The organism is Pseudoxanthomonas sp. 97-1-1 (genome assembly GCF_057773125.1).
Window position 1 is genome coordinate 789,514 of sequence record NZ_JBYMTJ010000002.1, and the last position, 14,605, is coordinate 804,118.

The window sequence follows — 14,605 nt, forward strand, 5'->3', positions numbered from 1 at the left end:
CGCCTGTGCGGCGGGAAAATTCCCGGCCTGTGGACGATCTGCTGCAAGCCTGTACGTCCATGGCCCGGTGCGGGATGCAGTCCGCCCGCATTTCATGCCCCAACTTGCGCATGGTTGCCCATGCAACGGATGCCCTGCGGCATACTAGCCGTTCATTCTTCCAGGTGCCCCATGACGCGCGCGTTCAACTTCAGTGCCGGTCCCGCCACGTTGCCCGAGTCGGTGTTGCGGCAGGCCCAGGCCGAGATGCTCGACTGGAACGGCATCGGCGCGTCCATCGTGGAAATCAGCCACCGCAGCCAGGATTTCATCGCCGTGGCCGCACAGGCCGAGGCCGACCTGCGCGCCCTGGTCGGCATCCCGGACGACTACGCCGTGCTGTTCCTGTCCGGTGGTGCCACCACCCACCAGGCCCTGCTGGCACTGAACTTCGCCGCCCCCGGCCAGGTGGTCGACTACGTGGTGACCGGCCACTGGGGCAAGACCGCGATCAAGCAGGCCAAGCCGTACTGCACCGTCAACATCGCCGCCGATGGCGAAGCCGGCGGCTTCCGCGACATCCCGGCCCGTAGTACCTGGCAGCTCACACCGGATGCGGCCTACGTGCACATCACCGCCAACGAGACCATCCACGGCGTCGAGTTCCGCGACACCCCGGACGTCGGCGCGGTGCCGCTGTTCGCCGACTTCAGTTCGTCGATCGCCTCCGAGCCCATCGACATATCGAAGTACGGCGTGATCTATGCCGGTGCGCAGAAGAACCTCGGCCCGGTCGGCGTGGCGGTGGTCATCATCCGCAAGGACCTGTTCGAGCGCAGCGGGCAGCCGCGGGCCGACATCTTCGACTACCGCTCGCATGCCGAACGCGACTCCATGCTCAACACGCCGCCCACCTGGAACTGGTACCTGGCCGGGCTGGTGTTCAAGTGGATGCTTGCCGAAGGCGGCGTGGCCGAGTTCGCGCGCCGCAACGCGATGAAGTCGTCGCTGGTCTACGGTGCCATCGATGCGTCGGGCGGCTTCTACCGCAATGAAGTAGCCCCGGCCGTGCGGTCGCGGATGAATATCCCGTTCTTCCTGCCCGACGAGACGCTGACCTCGCGCTTCGTGGCCGAATCCAAGGCCGCCGGCCTGCTGGCGCTGAAGGGGCACAAGGCGGTCGGTGGCATCCGCGCTTCGCTGTACAACGCGCTGCCGGTGGACGGCGCGCAGGCGCTGGTCGATTTCATGCGCGATTTCCAGCAACGCAACGGATGAGTAGCGCTGTTGTAGGAGCGACGTAAGTCGCGACCGGACGTTTGACGGTCGCGACTTACGTCGCTCCTACAGAGAGCATTTTCAGGAAACACGAAACATGGCCTCCAAACCCAGCAAGCCCAAGAAAACCGCGCCGGCGAAAGGCAAGACAGCCGACGTCACGACCGCACCCGCTCCCGCCCTCTCCGACGTGCGCGCCAAGATCGACGGCATCGACCGCCAGATCCAGTCGCTGATCGCCGAGCGCGCGCGCTTCGCCCACCAGGTCGGCAAGGCCAAGGGCAAGCTCGCCGCTGCCGTCGATTACTACCGTCCCGAGCGCGAGGCCCAGGTGTTGCGCATGGTGGTGGACCGCAACGAAGGCCCGCTCAGCGACGAAGTGCTGGTGCATGTGTTCCGCGAGATCATGTCCGCCTGCCTGGCGCAGCAGGAGCCGCTGAAGATCGGCTACCTCGGCCCGGAAGGCACCTTCAGCCAGCAGGCCGTGCTCAAGCACTTCGGCCGCTCGGCGCACGGGCTGCCGCTGGCGAGCATCGAAGAGGTGTTCCAGGAAGTGGCCAGCGGCAACGCCGATTTCGGCGTGGTGCCGGTGGAGAACTCGGGGCAGGGCACCATCCAGATCACCCTGGACATGTTCCTGACCTCGGACCTGAAGATCTGCGGCGAAGTCGAGCTGCGCGTGCACCAGTTCCTGATGTCGCGCACGGGCCGCATCGACGACATCGAGCGCATCTACGCGCACCCGCAGTCCTTCGCGCAGACGGCGGGCTGGCTGCGCGCCAACCTGCCGAAGGTGGAGAAGGTGCCGGTGTCGAGCAATGCCGAGGGCGCGCGCCGCGCGCGCGGCAACGACGACGCAGCCGCCATCGGCGGCGAAAGCGCCGCCCACGTGTACGGCCTGAAGAAGGTCGTCATGAGCCCGATCCAGGACGACAAGGACAACACCACGCGCTTCCTGGTGATCGGCCGCAGCATCTTCCCGCCGTCGGGCCACGACCGCACCTCCGTGCTGGTCTTCATCCACGACAAGCCTGGCGCGCTGTTCGACGTGCTCAGCCCGTTCGCGCGCCACGGCATCAGCATGAACCGCATTGAGTCGCGGCCCTCGCATCACGCCAAGTGGGAGTACGGCTTCTTCATCGACCTGGCCGGCCACATCGACGATGAGGCGATGAAGCAGGCGCTGGCCGAACTGAAACAGCATTCGGCGCAGATCAAGGTGCTGGGGTCGTACCCGGTCGCGGTGCCTTGAGCCGGTCATGAGCCTCATCCAGCGCCGGTCTCACCTCGCTCGTCATCCCGGCGAATGCCGGGATCCACTTTGACGTTGCCTTCCGTCCAGGCTGCAAGAGCAAGATGGATCCCGGCTTTATCAATCGCTCGACTGTTGAGGGCCGCCGGGATTACGGCAAGACCTCAGTCATTCCGGTTCCCCCGTTTCCCTGACTTCCAGACCCGCAACGAATTCCGATCAAAATGGCAAGCCACCGCCGTCATTCCGGCGAACGCCGGAATCCATCTTGCTCTTGCTGTGGTCGCGGAAGGCAAAGGCAGAATGGATCCCGGCTTTCGCCGGGATGACGGGAAGTCCTCAGTCATTCTGAATCCCGTACTCCCTTCCCTCACTTCCCAAGCCCGCAACGAACTCCGATGAAACAAGACTGGATCGCCTCCACCGGCCAATCCCTGAGCGGCACCCTCGACATTCCCGGTGACAAGTCGGTGTCCCATCGCGCGGTGATGTTCGCCGCGCTGGCGGACGGCACCTCGACGATCGACGGTTTCCTGGAAGGCGAGGACACCCGCGCCACCGCCGCGATCTTCTCGCGGCTCGGCGTACGCGTGGAGACCCCGTCGCCGTCGCGGCGCATCGTGCACGGCGTGGGCGTGGATGGCCTGAAGCCTGCGGAGGGCGCGCTGGACTGCGGCAACGCCGGCACCGGCATGCGCCTGCTTGCGGGCCTGCTGGCCGCGCAGCCGTTCGACAGCGTGCTGGTCGGCGACGAATCCTTGTCCAAGCGCCCCATGCGCCGCGTCACCGGGCCGCTGTCCTCGATGGGCGCGCGCATCGACACCGAAGCTGGCGGCCTGCCACCGCTGCGCATCCAGGGCGGCCAGCCGTTGGCGGGCATCGACTACACGCTGGAAGTCGCCAGTGCCCAGGTGAAGTCCGCCGTACTGCTGGCGGGCCTGTATGCCGATGGCGAAACCGTCGTGCACGAGCCGCATCCCACCCGCGACTACACCGAGCGCATGCTGAAGGCGTTCGGCGTGGACATCGACTTCTCGCCCGGCTTCGCGCGCCTGCGCGGCGGGCAGCGCCTGAAGGCGACCGACATCGCCGTGCCCGCGGATTTTTCGTCGGCCGCGTTCTTCCTGGTCGCCGCCAGCATCATTCCCGGGTCCGAGCTGCGCCTGCGCGCCGTCGGCCTGAATCCGCGCCGCACCGGCCTGCTGCAGGCGCTGCGCCTGATGGGCGCGGACATCAGCGAAGAGAATGCGAGCGAGCACGGCGGCGAGCCGGTGGCCGATCTGGTGGTGCGTCACGCGCCGCTGCACGGCATCGAAGTGCCGGAAGCGCTGGTGCCGGACATGATCGACGAGTTCCCGGCGCTGTTCGTCGCGGCCGCAGCGGCGGACGGCCCCACGGTTGTGCGCGGCGCTGCGGAACTGCGGGTGAAGGAATCCGACCGCCTGGCCAGCATGGCCAACGGCCTGCGTGCGCTCGGCCTGCGCGTGGACGAGACGCCCGACGGCGCGACGATCTTTCCGGGCCCGCTGCACGGCGGCACCGTGGATTCCCACGGCGACCACCGCATCGCGATGGCGTTCTCCATCGCCGGGCAGGTCGCAACCGGCGAGGTGCTCATCGGCGATGTCGCCAACGTGGCGACCTCGTTCCCGGACTACGACAGCCTGGCGACCGGCGCGGGGTTTGCGTTGCGGAAGGCGTGAGGCTTACGCTTTCTATAGGAGCGACATAAGTCGCGACCGCAGGCCCCGGGTTCCTGTGTGGCTCTCCCGTTCCGCGCATGTCCCGCGGTTGCTTGCCGTGATCTATTGCAGAAGGATCACGGTCGCGACTTACGTCGCTCCTGCAAGAAGCCAGACATGAGAAAGGGGGACGCGTGCGCGCGTCCCCCTTTTTCTTTCCTCGTCAGCTCCCTGTGCGGAGCGGTGCAGCGCTTAGATGGGGTTGAAGTCCACCGGCACCTTCACGCTGGTGGCGATCGCCTTGCCATTGCGCATGGCCGGCTCGAAGCGCCACTGGCGCACGGCGGTCAGCGCGGCGCGATCTAGGTCGCGTTCGCCGCTGCGCTCGACCACGCGCACGTCGATCGGGTGGCCCTGCGCATCGACCTCGGCCAACACCACGACGGTACCGCCGACACCGGCGCGCAGCATCGAGGCCGGATACTTCGGCTCGGCGTTGCTGGCCAGCGGACGGGCATCGCGGCTGATCGACGCCGGACGGGTGGCTGCCGTGCGCTCGGCGCGCTTGCGGTCGGCCGTGGCGGCCGTACGCTCATTGGCTGGCGCATTGGCGGCATCATCCGCCACCGGGGACGGTAGCGCGGCCACCGGCGTTTCGGTGCCGGCATGGCGCGACTGCGTCCACCACACCAGACCTGCGGCCGTGACCGCGAGGGCCAGCAGCATCAGCAGCACCGGCGACGTCGTGCGGCGCGGTTCCACCGTGGTGTCTTCCACGGTATCCGGGGTGCGGTATTCGTTATTTGTGGGCATCGACATGTGAGCCTCCGTTTCGCGTTGTGGGTTCCGCGTTGGAACGGGGCCGAGTCTTTGCGCAGGGATGTTCGCGATCCGTGATCGCGCGATGAAACCAGCGGGTGGAAGTTCAGCTATCGGAACATGGGTTCAGCGATGCATGCGCAATGTAAAAATCAATGGCTGCATTAATCCCAGGGGCCGGGGACACATCGTCCTGCCGGCAAGCGTGCCGATCCGCAGGTGGTGCGCCAGCGTTCGCACCTTTGAACGCGTTGGCGCAAACAACGGCTGCTGCGATCACCGCATCTTGAAATCGATCGGCACCGTCACCGCGCCGCTTACCGCCTGGCCATCGCGCTGGGCGGGCTGGAAGCGCCAGCGGCGCACGGCGTCCACCGCAGCGCGATCCAGATCACGGGAGCCACTGCGCTGGGCCACATCGACAGCGGTCGGCACGCCGTCCGCGCCCACTTCCACCCGCACCATCACCGTGCCTTCCGCGCTATTGCGCATGGCAGACAGCGGGTACTCGGGCGCGGGTGTCTGGCCGGGGATCGGTACGGGCACATCGCCGGGGGCGAGCGGAACACCCGCCGCCGACGGCGTGGCATCGGCCGGTGCCACAGGCATCGGTGTTTCCGACACAGGCGCGGGCATCGGCTTTTCTTCCACCAGCTGCGGGCGCTCCTCGGCGGCCGGTCGTGGTGCGGGTTCTTCCATGCCGCTGGCGCCATCGCCGGTGGAAAGGGGTTCGGGCAGCGCCTCGACCGGCAGCGATTTGCCCGGCACCGTGGCTTCCGGCGTGTAGAAACCGTCGTCGCGGCCCGCCCACCAGACGATCACGAACAGCAGCAGGCCGATGCCGAAGGCGATGGCGGCGTTGCGCAGGGCGGTGCGGGGCAGGCGGAAGGTGAAGTGCGGTTCGTGCGGTTGCTGGGCCGACATGGGGATCACCGGTGAAGTCGCGCCGATTCTTGCACAGCCGCCGTTAACCGCGCGGGCAACCGGTCGCAGATGGGCGATAATGCCGGCTTCCCACGCCAGACTGCTGTTTCCATGCTCGATCCCGTCCTGCTCCGCACCCAGCCCGCCGAACTCGCCCAGCGCCTCAAGGAGGCCCGCGGTTTCGACCTGGACGTGTCCCGCATCGCCGACCTGGAAGCCGCCCGCAAGCAAATCCAGAAGCGCACCGAGGAACTGCAGAACCTGCGCAACACCCGCTCCAAGGCCATCGGCCAGGCCAAGGCCAAGGGCGAGGACGTGTCCGCGCTGATGGCGGAAGTGGCCGGCTTCGGCGACGAGCTGAAGGCCTCGGAAGTGAAGCTGGACGAGATCCGCAGCGAGATCGAAGGCATCGCCCTGGGCATCCCCAACCTGCCGCACGCCAGCGTGCCGGTGGGCAGCGACGAGGCCGGCAACGTCGAGCAGCACCGCTGGGGCACGCCGCGCGCGTTCGACTTCCCGGTGAAGGATCACGTGGAACTCGGCGCCCGCCATGGCTGGCTCGACGCCGACACCGCCGCCAAGCTGTCCGGCGCGCGCTTCACCGTGCTGCGCGGCCAGCTGGCCCGCCTGCACCGGGCGCTGGCGCAGTTCATGCTCGACCTGCACACCAACGAACACGGCTACGAGGAAACCAGCGTGCCGGTGATTGTCAACGCCGATTCGATGCGCGGCACCGGCCAGTTGCCGAAGTTCGAGGAAGACCTGTTCGCCACCCACCTGGGCGAACACAAGCGCTACCTGATCCCGACATCGGAAGTGCCGCTGACCAACATCGTCCGCGACGAAATCCTCGACGATGCCCGCCTGCCGCTGCGCATGACCGCGCATTCGATGTGCTTCCGTTCCGAAGCCGGCAGCGGTGGTCGCGACGTGCGCGGCATGATCCGCCAGCACCAGTTCGAGAAGGTGGAACTGGTCTCCATCGCGCGCCCGTCGGAAAGCTACGACGAGCAGGAGCGCATGACCCGCGCCGCCGAGACCGTGCTGGAGAAGCTGGGCCTGCCGTACCGCCGCATGCTGCTGTGCACCGGCGACATGGGCTTCGGCGCCACCAAGACCTTCGACCTGGAAGTCTGGCTGCCGTCGCAGGACATGTACCGCGAGATCTCCTCGTGCTCCAACTGCGAAGACTTCCAGGCCCGCCGCATGCAGGCCCGCTGGCGCAATCCGGCCACCGGCAAGCCCGAGCCGGTGCACACGCTCAACGGCTCCGGCACCGCCGTAGGCCGTGCGCTGATCGCGGTGATGGAGAACTACCAGAACGCCGACGGCTCGATCACCGTGCCAGAGGTGCTGCGGCCGTACATGGGTGGGGCCGAGCAGATCGCCTGAGTTCCTGATGCCTTCTCCCCGTTGACGGGGAGAAGGTGCCCGAAGGGCGGATGAGGGGCGCTCTTGGCGCAGGACTTTCCGTCCTGTTGGCTGTTGCTGATCGAATGCTGGAGCCGAGTGAAAGCGTCCGGCTTCCCGTCTCCGCTCGCCCCTCACCCGCCTTCGGCACCCTCTCCCCGCGCGCGGGGAGAGGGGAGCTTCAAGCCTTCTTCGCGCGTCCCTTCGTCGCCTTCGCCACCTTGGCGAGCACCGCCGCGCGGCCCAGGTCGCGCAACGCATCCTTGCCGACCCAGCGTCGCGCCGGATCGTCGGTCGCCGCCAGCGCAGTGGCCCGGTCGATCGCTTCGGCATGCAGCGCCGCATTGCGGTGGCCGATGGCACGCAGCGCCCAGCTCACGCCCTTGCTGACGAAGTTGCGCGCATCGCCCGCCGCCGCGTCCACGTGGGCCAGCCCGGCGAGGAAGGGCGCATCCGGCGTGTGGCGGTCGTGCACCGCCAGCCCAGCCAGCAGCGCGAACGCCGCGCGTTTTTTGAACTCGCCGCGCTTGCGCGCCCATGCATCGATCCGTCCCCACGCATGCGGACTGCGGTCGAACAGGTGCAGGCACAGCGTGTCGCAGACCGCCCAGTTGTCGAACTGGCGGCACCAGCGGTCCATCTGCGTGGGGGTGAGGTGCGTGGGATCGGCGATGAAGGCCACCAGCAGGCGGGCTTCGTAGATGCCGCTGTCCCAGAGGGGTTGGGCCATGGCGTGACGACGGCCGATGCGCTTGCCCAGCGCCTGGATCTCGCGCATCGGCACGCCCAGCGCATGCGTGTCGGGAATGCCGTAGCGCGCCAGCCCGGCGCGGTGGTCCGGGCGGGCGGCGGCTTTCAGCAGGGTCAGCGCCTCTGGGGCATCGATCACGTCGGGCGTGGTGTTCCGGGCGGGCATCGGCGGGTGGCGGAAACGGGTGCCGGCAGCATACCGGCCCCGTCCCGCGACCCGAAGGCTCAGGCTGCCTTGCGCAGCGGTGCGGGGATGCTGGCCAGCGCGGTTTCGATGGCTTCGGCCTTGTGCTGCGGCGAATACGCCACGCGCTCGGCGCGGATGAACTCCACATCGGTGATGCCGAGGAAGCCGAACACCTGCTTCAGGTACGGCGCCACGAAGTCGATCGCCGTACCGGCGTATTCGCCACCGCTGGCCTCGGCCACGATCACCTGCTTGCCGCCGGCCAGGCCGACGGGGCCGTTCTCGGTGTACTTGAAGGTACGGCCGGCCACCGCCACGCGGTCGATCCAGGCTTTCAGCGTGGACGGTACGCCGAAGTTGTAGCGCGGCACGCCGACCACGATGACATCGGCGGCCAGGAACTCCTGCATCGCCTGCTCGGCGGCTTGTGCGGCGGCGGCATCGCCCCCACCCAGTACGGCGTTGGTCAGGTGCGGAAGCGGGTTGGCGTCAAGGTCGCGGTAGATGACCTCCAGCCCGGGCACGCTGTCCTGCCAACGGGCTACGATGGCGGCGGTGAGCTGTCGGCTGACCGAATTGGCGGCCAGGGCGCTGCTGTCGATATGCAATAGTTTCATGGTGGTTCTCCGGTCGGGATGCGGCCTCAACCGCGTTGGAGAACACTGTAGGTCGTTGCATTGGTGGGATAAACGTGGTTAAACGTCACTGATCGTTCTAAAGGCGAGACTAATTCATGCAGCACGACCTCAACGACCTCTATTACTTCGCGATGGTGGTGGACCACGGCGGCTTCGCCGCGGCGGAACGGGCGCTGGGCATCCCCAAGTCCCGCCTGAGCCGGCGCATCAGCCAGTTGGAGACCGACCTGGGCGTACGCCTGCTGCAGCGCTCCACCCGCCGCTTCGCGGTGACGGACGTGGGCATGAGCGTGCACCGCCATGCGCAGACGATGCTGGCCGAAGCCCAGGCCGCGCGCGAGGTGGTCGATCGCCTGAGCGCCGAGCCGCGCGGCGTGGTGCGCGTCAGCGTGCCGGTGGCGGTGGCGCAGATGCAGTTGCCGAAGATCCTGCCGGCCTTCCTCGACAAGTACCCGAAGGTGCGGTTGCAGCTGCACGTCAACAACCGTCGCGTGGACATCATCAACGAGGGCTACGACGTGGCCCTGCGCGTGCGCGCCAAGCTCGACGACGACGGCAGTCTGGTGATGCGCAGCTTCGGCCAGATCCAGGAGTTGCTGGTGGCCAGCCCGAAGTACCTCAACCGCGCCGGCCGCCCGAAGGTGCCGGAAGACCTGGCCGAGCACGTCACCTTGAGCATCAGCGAGGACGAGGCGCGCCAGCGCTGGGAGCTGCATGGGCCCAATGGCGAGGTGCGCCGCATCGAGTTGAATCCGCGCCTGGCGGGTTTCGATTTCCCGCTGCTGCAGTCGATGGCGAAGGACGGCTACGGCATCACGCTGCTGCCCGAGACGGTGTGCGCGGACGCGGTGCGCAAGGGCGAGCTGGAGGTGGTGCTGCCGGAATGGAGCCTGCCGCAGGGCATCTGCCATGCGGTGTTCGCCTCGCGCCGGGGCATGTTGCCGGCGGTGCGGGTGTTCATCGATTTCCTGGCCGAGCACCTGCCGCAGCAGATCGAATCTTCGCGGCTGGATTGCGGCGGCAAGTGTTCGGAGGAGAAGGAGAAGGCCATCGCGATGGCCATCGACAACACCAAGGCCGGCAAGGTGAAGAAGGCGTCGTAAGCCACGGGCAGGGTGTTCGTGCGAAAATGCCGTCCGGCCTGCAAGGGGCCGGGCGCGCCGCCGGGGCAGGGTGGCGATGCACCGCGACGGGGTCGCGGGCAGTTCCAGACAACGGAGAGATGGCCGAGCGGTTTAAGGCAGCAGTCTTGAAAACTGCCGTAGGTGCAAGCCTACCGTGGGTTCGAATCCCACTCTCTCCGCCACTCCAGCCACCATGAAATGTAGGATGGGTTGAGCGTAGCGATACCCATCGCTTCGGTGTGTCTGATCGTCCTCGACGATGGGTATCGCTACGCTCAACCCATCCTACGTGTTGGAGGAACCGGTCATGCGTCGTCTCCTTGTGCTGGCATTGCTCCTTCTGCACGGCGCCGCATTGGCGGCCGGGCCGCCGGCCCGCGTCATCGTCGTCGGTACCTACCACTTCAGCAATCCGGGTCAGGATCAGGCCAACGTGGAGTCGGTGGACGTCACGGTGCCCCGGCGCCAAGCAGAACTGCAGGCGGTGACCGATGCCCTGGCCGGGTTCCAGCCGACATTCGTCGGCGTCGAGTGGCCTGTTGAAGCGGCGCGCGACAACTACGCGCGCTATCTCGACGGCACGCTGCCGGCCTCCCGCAATGAGGTCGTGCAGTTGGGATTCCGCTTGGCCAAGCAGGTGGGGCTCGAACGCGTTCACGGGCTGGATGTCCCGGGTGACTTCCCATTCGAACCGTTGAGCGCGTGGGCGCAGGCCAATGGCAAGTCAGGCGATCTGCAAGCACTGATGGCGCAGGCCGAGGGCATCACGGCGCGCATTACCGCACTGCAGACCACCCACAGCATCGGCGGCGTGTTGCGCGAGATGAATACGCCGCAGGCCCTCGACGAAGCCGCGAGCTTCTACGCGGAGTTCCTGCGCTACGGAAGCGACGAGCAACAGCCCGGTGTCGAGCTCAATGCCGCCTGGGCGAAACGCAATTTCGCGATCTGCGCGCGACTGTTGCAAGCACTCAAGCCCGGCGACCGCGCGGTGGTGTTCTACGGGCAGGGACACGTACCTCAGCTGGCAGCCTGTTTGCGGTCTGCGCCAGGCGTCGAGCTTGTCGAGGCGGGGGCGTTTCTTCCGTCCCCTTGACGGGAAGAAAGGTAGGATGGGTTGAGCGTAGCGATACCCATCACCGAGGCTCTCCGAAGTCCGCGTCATCTACTGCGCAGCCCCAATCCTCCGCCAGCACCCCATCGCGCACGAACCGATGGAAGGTCGAGTAGGGCCAATCCTCAACTCGTGCCACGTGCCCATGCTTCACCGGATTCCAGTGGATGTAATCCACATGCCGGGCGAAGTCGATCTCGTCGCGTATCAGATGCTCCCAATACCGTCGTTGCCAGATGCCGCGTTCGCCCTTGTCGACGCGGCTGGCGCGTCGATGTTCGACAAGCGGCAGATTGCGAGAGAACCAGGTCTTGATGAGGCGCCAGCGCAAAGGGAAGTCGGCATCGTCCCATGGTAGGGTCCAGATGGCGTGCAGGTGATCGGGCAGTACGACCATCGCATCGATGAGAAAGGGATGCCGTTGGCGTGTGTACCGGATCGCGTCGCGCAGCAGGTCGATGTGGTCTATCAGAAGCGTCTTGCGGCGGTTGGCGAGATTGACCGTGAAGAAGTAGGTGGCGCCGGGGACGAAAGCGCGTCGGTAGTCGGTCATTCCTTGACCTCGGGGATGGCGTTGATGGGTATCGCTTCGCTCAACCCATCCTACGACTATCCGCTAGCTTTTCGCAGAGTTGCACGTTGCGTCCAGCCGTTAGACTTGGCCATGGGCTCTATCGGACACCACCCCGCATGAAACTCACCCCCACCCCCATCACCGCCGCCATCGCCGGCCTGTTCGCCGGCATCGTGATGCCGTTGATCTGGCCCCGGCTGGGTGACGAAACGTTGAACTGGGTGTTCGCGTTCCTGCTGGTGGTCGCGCTGCCGGTGCATGTGCTGGTCGTGGGTTTCACTTCGTCACGCGAAGCGCGGGCGGTCGGGGCGCTGGATGCCGCGTTGCTCAAGCGCGTGACGATCTGGCTGGTGGCGGCCGTGGCGACGGTCGCGCTGATGAAGATTCTGTTGGCGTAACCGACGGGCCGACGCGTCGGGTGCTGCCAACCGCATGACTTCCGACGCTTAACCCGCTCCCCGCAGTCCGTATCATCGGGCTGAAACAGGAGGGGTCATGCGTCCACTGCTCGGAATCTGCCTGCTCGCCATGCTGCCGTTCACCGCGTCTGCGGAAGAACCAGCGCCGCATCCCATTCCCACCCGCGCCGCGCTGGATGCCGAAGTCGCCGATGCGATGAAGGCCGCGCAGGCCAACGGCCTGGCCATTGCCGTGATCGACGACGGCAAGGTCGTCCACGTGGCCGCCTATGGCCAGCGCAATGCGAAAGGCGACCCGTTGCAGACCGACACCGTCATGTACGGCGCCTCGCTGACCAAGGCCGTGTTCGCCTGGACCGTCATGCAGCTGGTCGACGAAGGCACGCTCGACCTTGACCGCCCTGTCGGTGAGTACTTCCCCAAACCGCTGACCGACTATCCCGCCGAAGACGCCTACGGCCCATGGCCCGATCTGGCCGGCGATCCGCGCTGGAAGACGATCACCGCGCGCCACCTGCTGACCCACAGCAGCGGCTTCGCCAACTTCGCCTATCTCGAACCGGACGAGAAACTGCGCATCCACTTCACCCCGGGCAGCCGCTACGCGTACTCGGGCGAGGGCCTGATCCTGCTGCAGTACGTGATAGAGCGTGGGCTGGGCCTGGACCTCGGCGCGGAGATGCAGCGGCGCGTCTTCGATCGCTTCCGCATGCCGAACACCAGCATGAAGTGGCGTTCCGATTTCGCCGCCAACCTCGCCGATGGCTGGACAGAAGACGGCAGCCCTGAACCGCACGACGAACGTAGCCGCGTGCGTGCCGCCGGTTCGATGGATACCACCATCGCCGACATGGCGAACTTCGCCGCGGCGTACATCAACGGCGAGGGCCTGCGCGCTGACACGTTCGCCGCGATGACGTCGCCGCAACGGCCGATCACGACGGCTTCGCAATTCCCCACGTTGCAGGACGAACTCCCGCCCGCACAGCGCCGCAAGGACCTGGCCGCCGGGCTGGGCGTGGTGGTGTTCGAGGGACCGCAGGGCCCGGGCTTCTACAAGGGCGGGCACAACGATTCCACCGGCAACACCTGGGTGTGCGTGAAGCAGCGCAGGCGCTGCGTGGTGATCCTGGGCAACGACGTGCGCGCCGAGCGCGCATTCCCGCGGCTGGTGGCCTTCGTGCTGGGGGAAACCGGCGTGCCGTGGAACTGGGAATACGGCAAGAAGGCGTTCGTCGACTGACGCCGAGCGTGTCGCGAAGGTCGTTAGACCTTTTTGAGTCACGCGCCACTCTTTTCCGGTGCCGCGTGGGTCTTTTCTGGTCTCGCGATACCCGGACTGTGAGAAGAGAGACGCTTTTTCGGTCTCGCATGGATCTTTTTCAGTGTCGCGCGGATCTTTTCCGGTCTCGCGACACCCTTACTGTGAGAAGAACGGATCTTTTCGGGTGTCGCGATACCCCTACTGTGAGAAGACCGGACCTTTCAGGGTGTCGCGACACTCTTTGTGTGAGAAGAGACATAGGGCGCCGCCTGCGCCCGCCGGAAAGGCAGGCGCAGGGCAGGTGCCGGTCGGTGAGCGTCAGTCCAGCCGCTCCAGCAACACCTTCGCCACGTCGAGCGCCGAGGCCGGGTTCTGGCCGGTGATCAGTTCCCGATCGACCACCACGTTCGACTGCCAAGGCTGGGCATTGCTGCGGTACTGCACGCCGGCCTGTTGCAGCGCGGTCTGCGGGTAGAACTTCATGCGGCCGCCGTTGAGTGCGGCCTTGGCCTGTTCTTCCTCCTCGTTGCTGATCACCGTGACCTGGTAGCCGGCGTAGATCCAGTCGGCCGGCGCCGGGGCGCGGTTGTCGCGTTCCATCCGCTGCACGAAGGCAGCGTTACCCGGCAGCGTGGACAGCAGGGCGATGGGGCCGTGGCAGACCAGGGCGGTGGGCTTGCCCTGCTGGTGGAAGTCGGTCAGCAGGCGACCCAGCGCCGGGCTGGCCAGCAGGTCCTGCATGGGCGCGTGGCCGCCGGGGATGTAGACGGCGTCGAATTCGCCGTAGCCGATCTGTTCCACCCGGGCCAGGCTGAGTACCGGCGACTGGGTGGCGGACGTCAGCTTCAACTGCGTCAGCAGGTCGGCGTGCGATTGCAGGCTGGCGGCGTCGTTGCCGAAGTAGGCCTTGTCCACCGAGGTGCGGTCCACCGTCGGTGCGCGGCCTTCCGGTGTGGCGAAGGTGATCTCGTGGCCGGCGTCGCGCAGCGCCTTGACCGGCTGCATCAGTTCGTTGAGGTAGAAGCCGGTGGGGTAGACCTGGCCGTCGCGCAGGTCGAGGTGGTCGGCATCGGACAGCACCACCAGTACGTGGGCGGCCTGGGCGTTGGCCGAGGTGATGGCGAGCAGGACAGCGGCGGCGAGGGGGGCGAGCAGCTTCATGGGGGGTCTCCGGTGCGGGCGGGAAGCCCG

General features: G+C 66.8%; 14 protein-coding genes and 1 tRNA gene. 9 read left to right on the forward strand and 6 right to left on the reverse strand.

The features are described from left to right. The first annotated feature begins 171 nt into the window (after positions 1-171). From serC to aroA, 3 genes are all read left to right on the forward strand, one after another. Positions 172-1,257 carry a phosphoserine transaminase gene (gene serC / locus AC3DET_RS10940; protein WP_488391590.1) on the forward strand — a complete coding sequence of 362 codons (1,086 nt, stop codon included), beginning with the start codon at positions 172-174 and terminating at the stop codon, positions 1,255-1,257. 97 nt (positions 1,258-1,354) lie between these two features. Beyond that, on the forward strand, positions 1,355-2,509 hold the full coding sequence (pheA, locus tag AC3DET_RS10945; protein WP_337732079.1) for a prephenate dehydratase: 1,155 nt from the start codon (positions 1,355-1,357) through the stop codon (positions 2,507-2,509). 398 nt (positions 2,510-2,907) lie between these two features. Continuing rightward, the gene (gene aroA, locus AC3DET_RS10950; protein ID WP_488391591.1) at positions 2,908-4,212 is read left to right on the forward strand and encodes a 3-phosphoshikimate 1-carboxyvinyltransferase; all 1,305 of its coding nucleotides are present in this window, start codon (positions 2,908-2,910) and stop codon (positions 4,210-4,212) included. 231 nt (positions 4,213-4,443) lie between these two features. On the opposite strand, the gene AC3DET_RS10955 is transcribed toward aroA, so the two are convergent. Beyond that, positions 4,444-5,010 carry an energy transducer TonB gene (locus AC3DET_RS10955; RefSeq protein ID WP_488391592.1) on the reverse strand — a complete coding sequence of 189 codons (567 nt, stop codon included), beginning with the start codon at positions 5,008-5,010 and terminating at the stop codon, positions 4,444-4,446. Between the two features lie 276 nt (positions 5,011-5,286). Continuing rightward, a complete protein-coding gene (locus AC3DET_RS10960) occupies positions 5,287-5,934 on the reverse strand; it encodes an energy transducer TonB (protein ID WP_488391593.1) in 648 nt (215 codons plus the stop codon). A 111-nt stretch (positions 5,935-6,045) separates the two neighbouring features. Between AC3DET_RS10960 and serS the strand changes: the two genes are divergently transcribed. Next, positions 6,046-7,326 (forward strand): serine--tRNA ligase, encoded by a 1,281-nt coding sequence (gene serS / locus AC3DET_RS10965; protein ID WP_488391594.1) that lies wholly within the window; start codon positions 6,046-6,048, stop codon positions 7,324-7,326. Positions 7,327-7,525: 199 nt separating this feature from the next. On the opposite strand, the gene AC3DET_RS10970 is transcribed toward serS, so the two are convergent. Both AC3DET_RS10970 and AC3DET_RS10975 read right to left on the reverse strand, forming a co-directional pair. Continuing rightward, a complete protein-coding gene (locus AC3DET_RS10970) occupies positions 7,526-8,260 on the reverse strand; it encodes a DNA alkylation repair protein (protein ID WP_488391595.1) in 735 nt (244 codons plus the stop codon). A 59-nt stretch (positions 8,261-8,319) separates the two neighbouring features. Next, positions 8,320-8,898 carry an FMN-dependent NADH-azoreductase gene (locus AC3DET_RS10975; protein WP_488391596.1) on the reverse strand — a complete coding sequence of 193 codons (579 nt, stop codon included), beginning with the start codon at positions 8,896-8,898 and terminating at the stop codon, positions 8,320-8,322. 116 nt (positions 8,899-9,014) lie between these two features. Between AC3DET_RS10975 and AC3DET_RS10980 the strand changes: the two genes are divergently transcribed. The 3 genes from AC3DET_RS10980 (at position 9,015) to AC3DET_RS10990 (ending at position 11,139) form a co-directional block, all read left to right on the forward strand. Beyond that, positions 9,015-10,022, forward strand: a complete 1,008-nt coding sequence (locus tag AC3DET_RS10980) for a LysR family transcriptional regulator (protein ID WP_225591123.1) — start codon at positions 9,015-9,017, stop codon at positions 10,020-10,022. Between the two features lie 113 nt (positions 10,023-10,135). After that, positions 10,136-10,225, forward strand: a tRNA-Ser gene (locus AC3DET_RS10985). 77 nt (positions 10,226-10,302) lie between these two features. Beyond that, on the forward strand, positions 10,303-11,139 hold the full coding sequence (locus tag AC3DET_RS10990; protein WP_488391597.1) for a DUF5694 domain-containing protein: 837 nt from the start codon (positions 10,303-10,305) through the stop codon (positions 11,137-11,139). A 40-nt stretch (positions 11,140-11,179) separates the two neighbouring features. Here AC3DET_RS10990 and AC3DET_RS10995 read toward each other — a convergent pair whose 3' ends face one another. After that, positions 11,180-11,710 (reverse strand): REP-associated tyrosine transposase, encoded by a 531-nt coding sequence (locus AC3DET_RS10995; RefSeq protein ID WP_488391598.1) that lies wholly within the window; start codon positions 11,708-11,710, stop codon positions 11,180-11,182. A gap of 137 nt (positions 11,711-11,847) precedes the next feature. On the opposite strand from AC3DET_RS10995, the gene AC3DET_RS11000 reads away from it, so the two are divergent. After that, the gene (locus AC3DET_RS11000; RefSeq protein ID WP_446539247.1) at positions 11,848-12,129 is read left to right on the forward strand and encodes a hypothetical protein; all 282 of its coding nucleotides are present in this window, start codon (positions 11,848-11,850) and stop codon (positions 12,127-12,129) included. 97 nt (positions 12,130-12,226) lie between these two features. Beyond that, positions 12,227-13,393: a serine hydrolase domain-containing protein gene (locus AC3DET_RS11005; RefSeq protein ID WP_488391599.1), complete on the forward strand. Its 1,167-nt coding sequence runs from the start codon at positions 12,227-12,229 to the stop codon at positions 13,391-13,393. Positions 13,394-13,732: 339 nt separating this feature from the next. Here the strand turns inward: AC3DET_RS11005 and AC3DET_RS11010 are convergent, their stop codons facing one another. Then, entirely contained in the window at positions 13,733-14,575 is an 843-nt protein-coding gene (locus AC3DET_RS11010; protein ID WP_488391600.1) for a type 1 glutamine amidotransferase domain-containing protein, read from the reverse strand. Between the last annotated feature and the right edge of the window lie 30 nt (positions 14,576-14,605).

What these genes read in the sequence shown, in the direction of transcription:
- serC (WP_488391590.1), top strand. Translation starts at nt 172, where the DNA reads ATGACGCGCGCGTTCAACTTCAGTGCCGGTCCCGCCACGTTGCCCGAG.
- pheA (WP_337732079.1), top strand. Translation starts at nt 1,355, where the DNA reads ATGGCCTCCAAACCCAGCAAGCCCAAGAAAACCGCGCCGGCGAAAGGC.
- aroA (WP_488391591.1), top strand. Translation starts at nt 2,908, where the DNA reads ATGAAACAAGACTGGATCGCCTCCACCGGCCAATCCCTGAGCGGCACC.
- AC3DET_RS10955 (WP_488391592.1), bottom strand. Translation starts at nt 5,010, where the DNA reads ATGTCGATGCCCACAAATAACGAATACCGCACCCCGGATACCGTGGAA.
- AC3DET_RS10960 (WP_488391593.1), bottom strand. Translation starts at nt 5,934, where the DNA reads ATGTCGGCCCAGCAACCGCACGAACCGCACTTCACCTTCCGCCTGCCC.
- serS (WP_488391594.1), top strand. Translation starts at nt 6,046, where the DNA reads ATGCTCGATCCCGTCCTGCTCCGCACCCAGCCCGCCGAACTCGCCCAG.
- AC3DET_RS10970 (WP_488391595.1), bottom strand. Translation starts at nt 8,260, where the DNA reads ATGCCCGCCCGGAACACCACGCCCGACGTGATCGATGCCCCAGAGGCG.
- AC3DET_RS10975 (WP_488391596.1), bottom strand. Translation starts at nt 8,898, where the DNA reads ATGAAACTATTGCATATCGACAGCAGCGCCCTGGCCGCCAATTCGGTC.
- AC3DET_RS10980 (WP_225591123.1), top strand. Translation starts at nt 9,015, where the DNA reads ATGCAGCACGACCTCAACGACCTCTATTACTTCGCGATGGTGGTGGAC.
- AC3DET_RS10990 (WP_488391597.1), top strand. Translation starts at nt 10,303, where the DNA reads ATGGGTATCGCTACGCTCAACCCATCCTACGTGTTGGAGGAACCGGTC.
- AC3DET_RS10995 (WP_488391598.1), bottom strand. Translation starts at nt 11,710, where the DNA reads ATGACCGACTACCGACGCGCTTTCGTCCCCGGCGCCACCTACTTCTTC.
- AC3DET_RS11000 (WP_446539247.1), top strand. Translation starts at nt 11,848, where the DNA reads ATGAAACTCACCCCCACCCCCATCACCGCCGCCATCGCCGGCCTGTTC.
- AC3DET_RS11005 (WP_488391599.1), top strand. Translation starts at nt 12,227, where the DNA reads ATGCGTCCACTGCTCGGAATCTGCCTGCTCGCCATGCTGCCGTTCACC.
- AC3DET_RS11010 (WP_488391600.1), bottom strand. Translation starts at nt 14,575, where the DNA reads ATGAAGCTGCTCGCCCCCCTCGCCGCCGCTGTCCTGCTCGCCATCACC.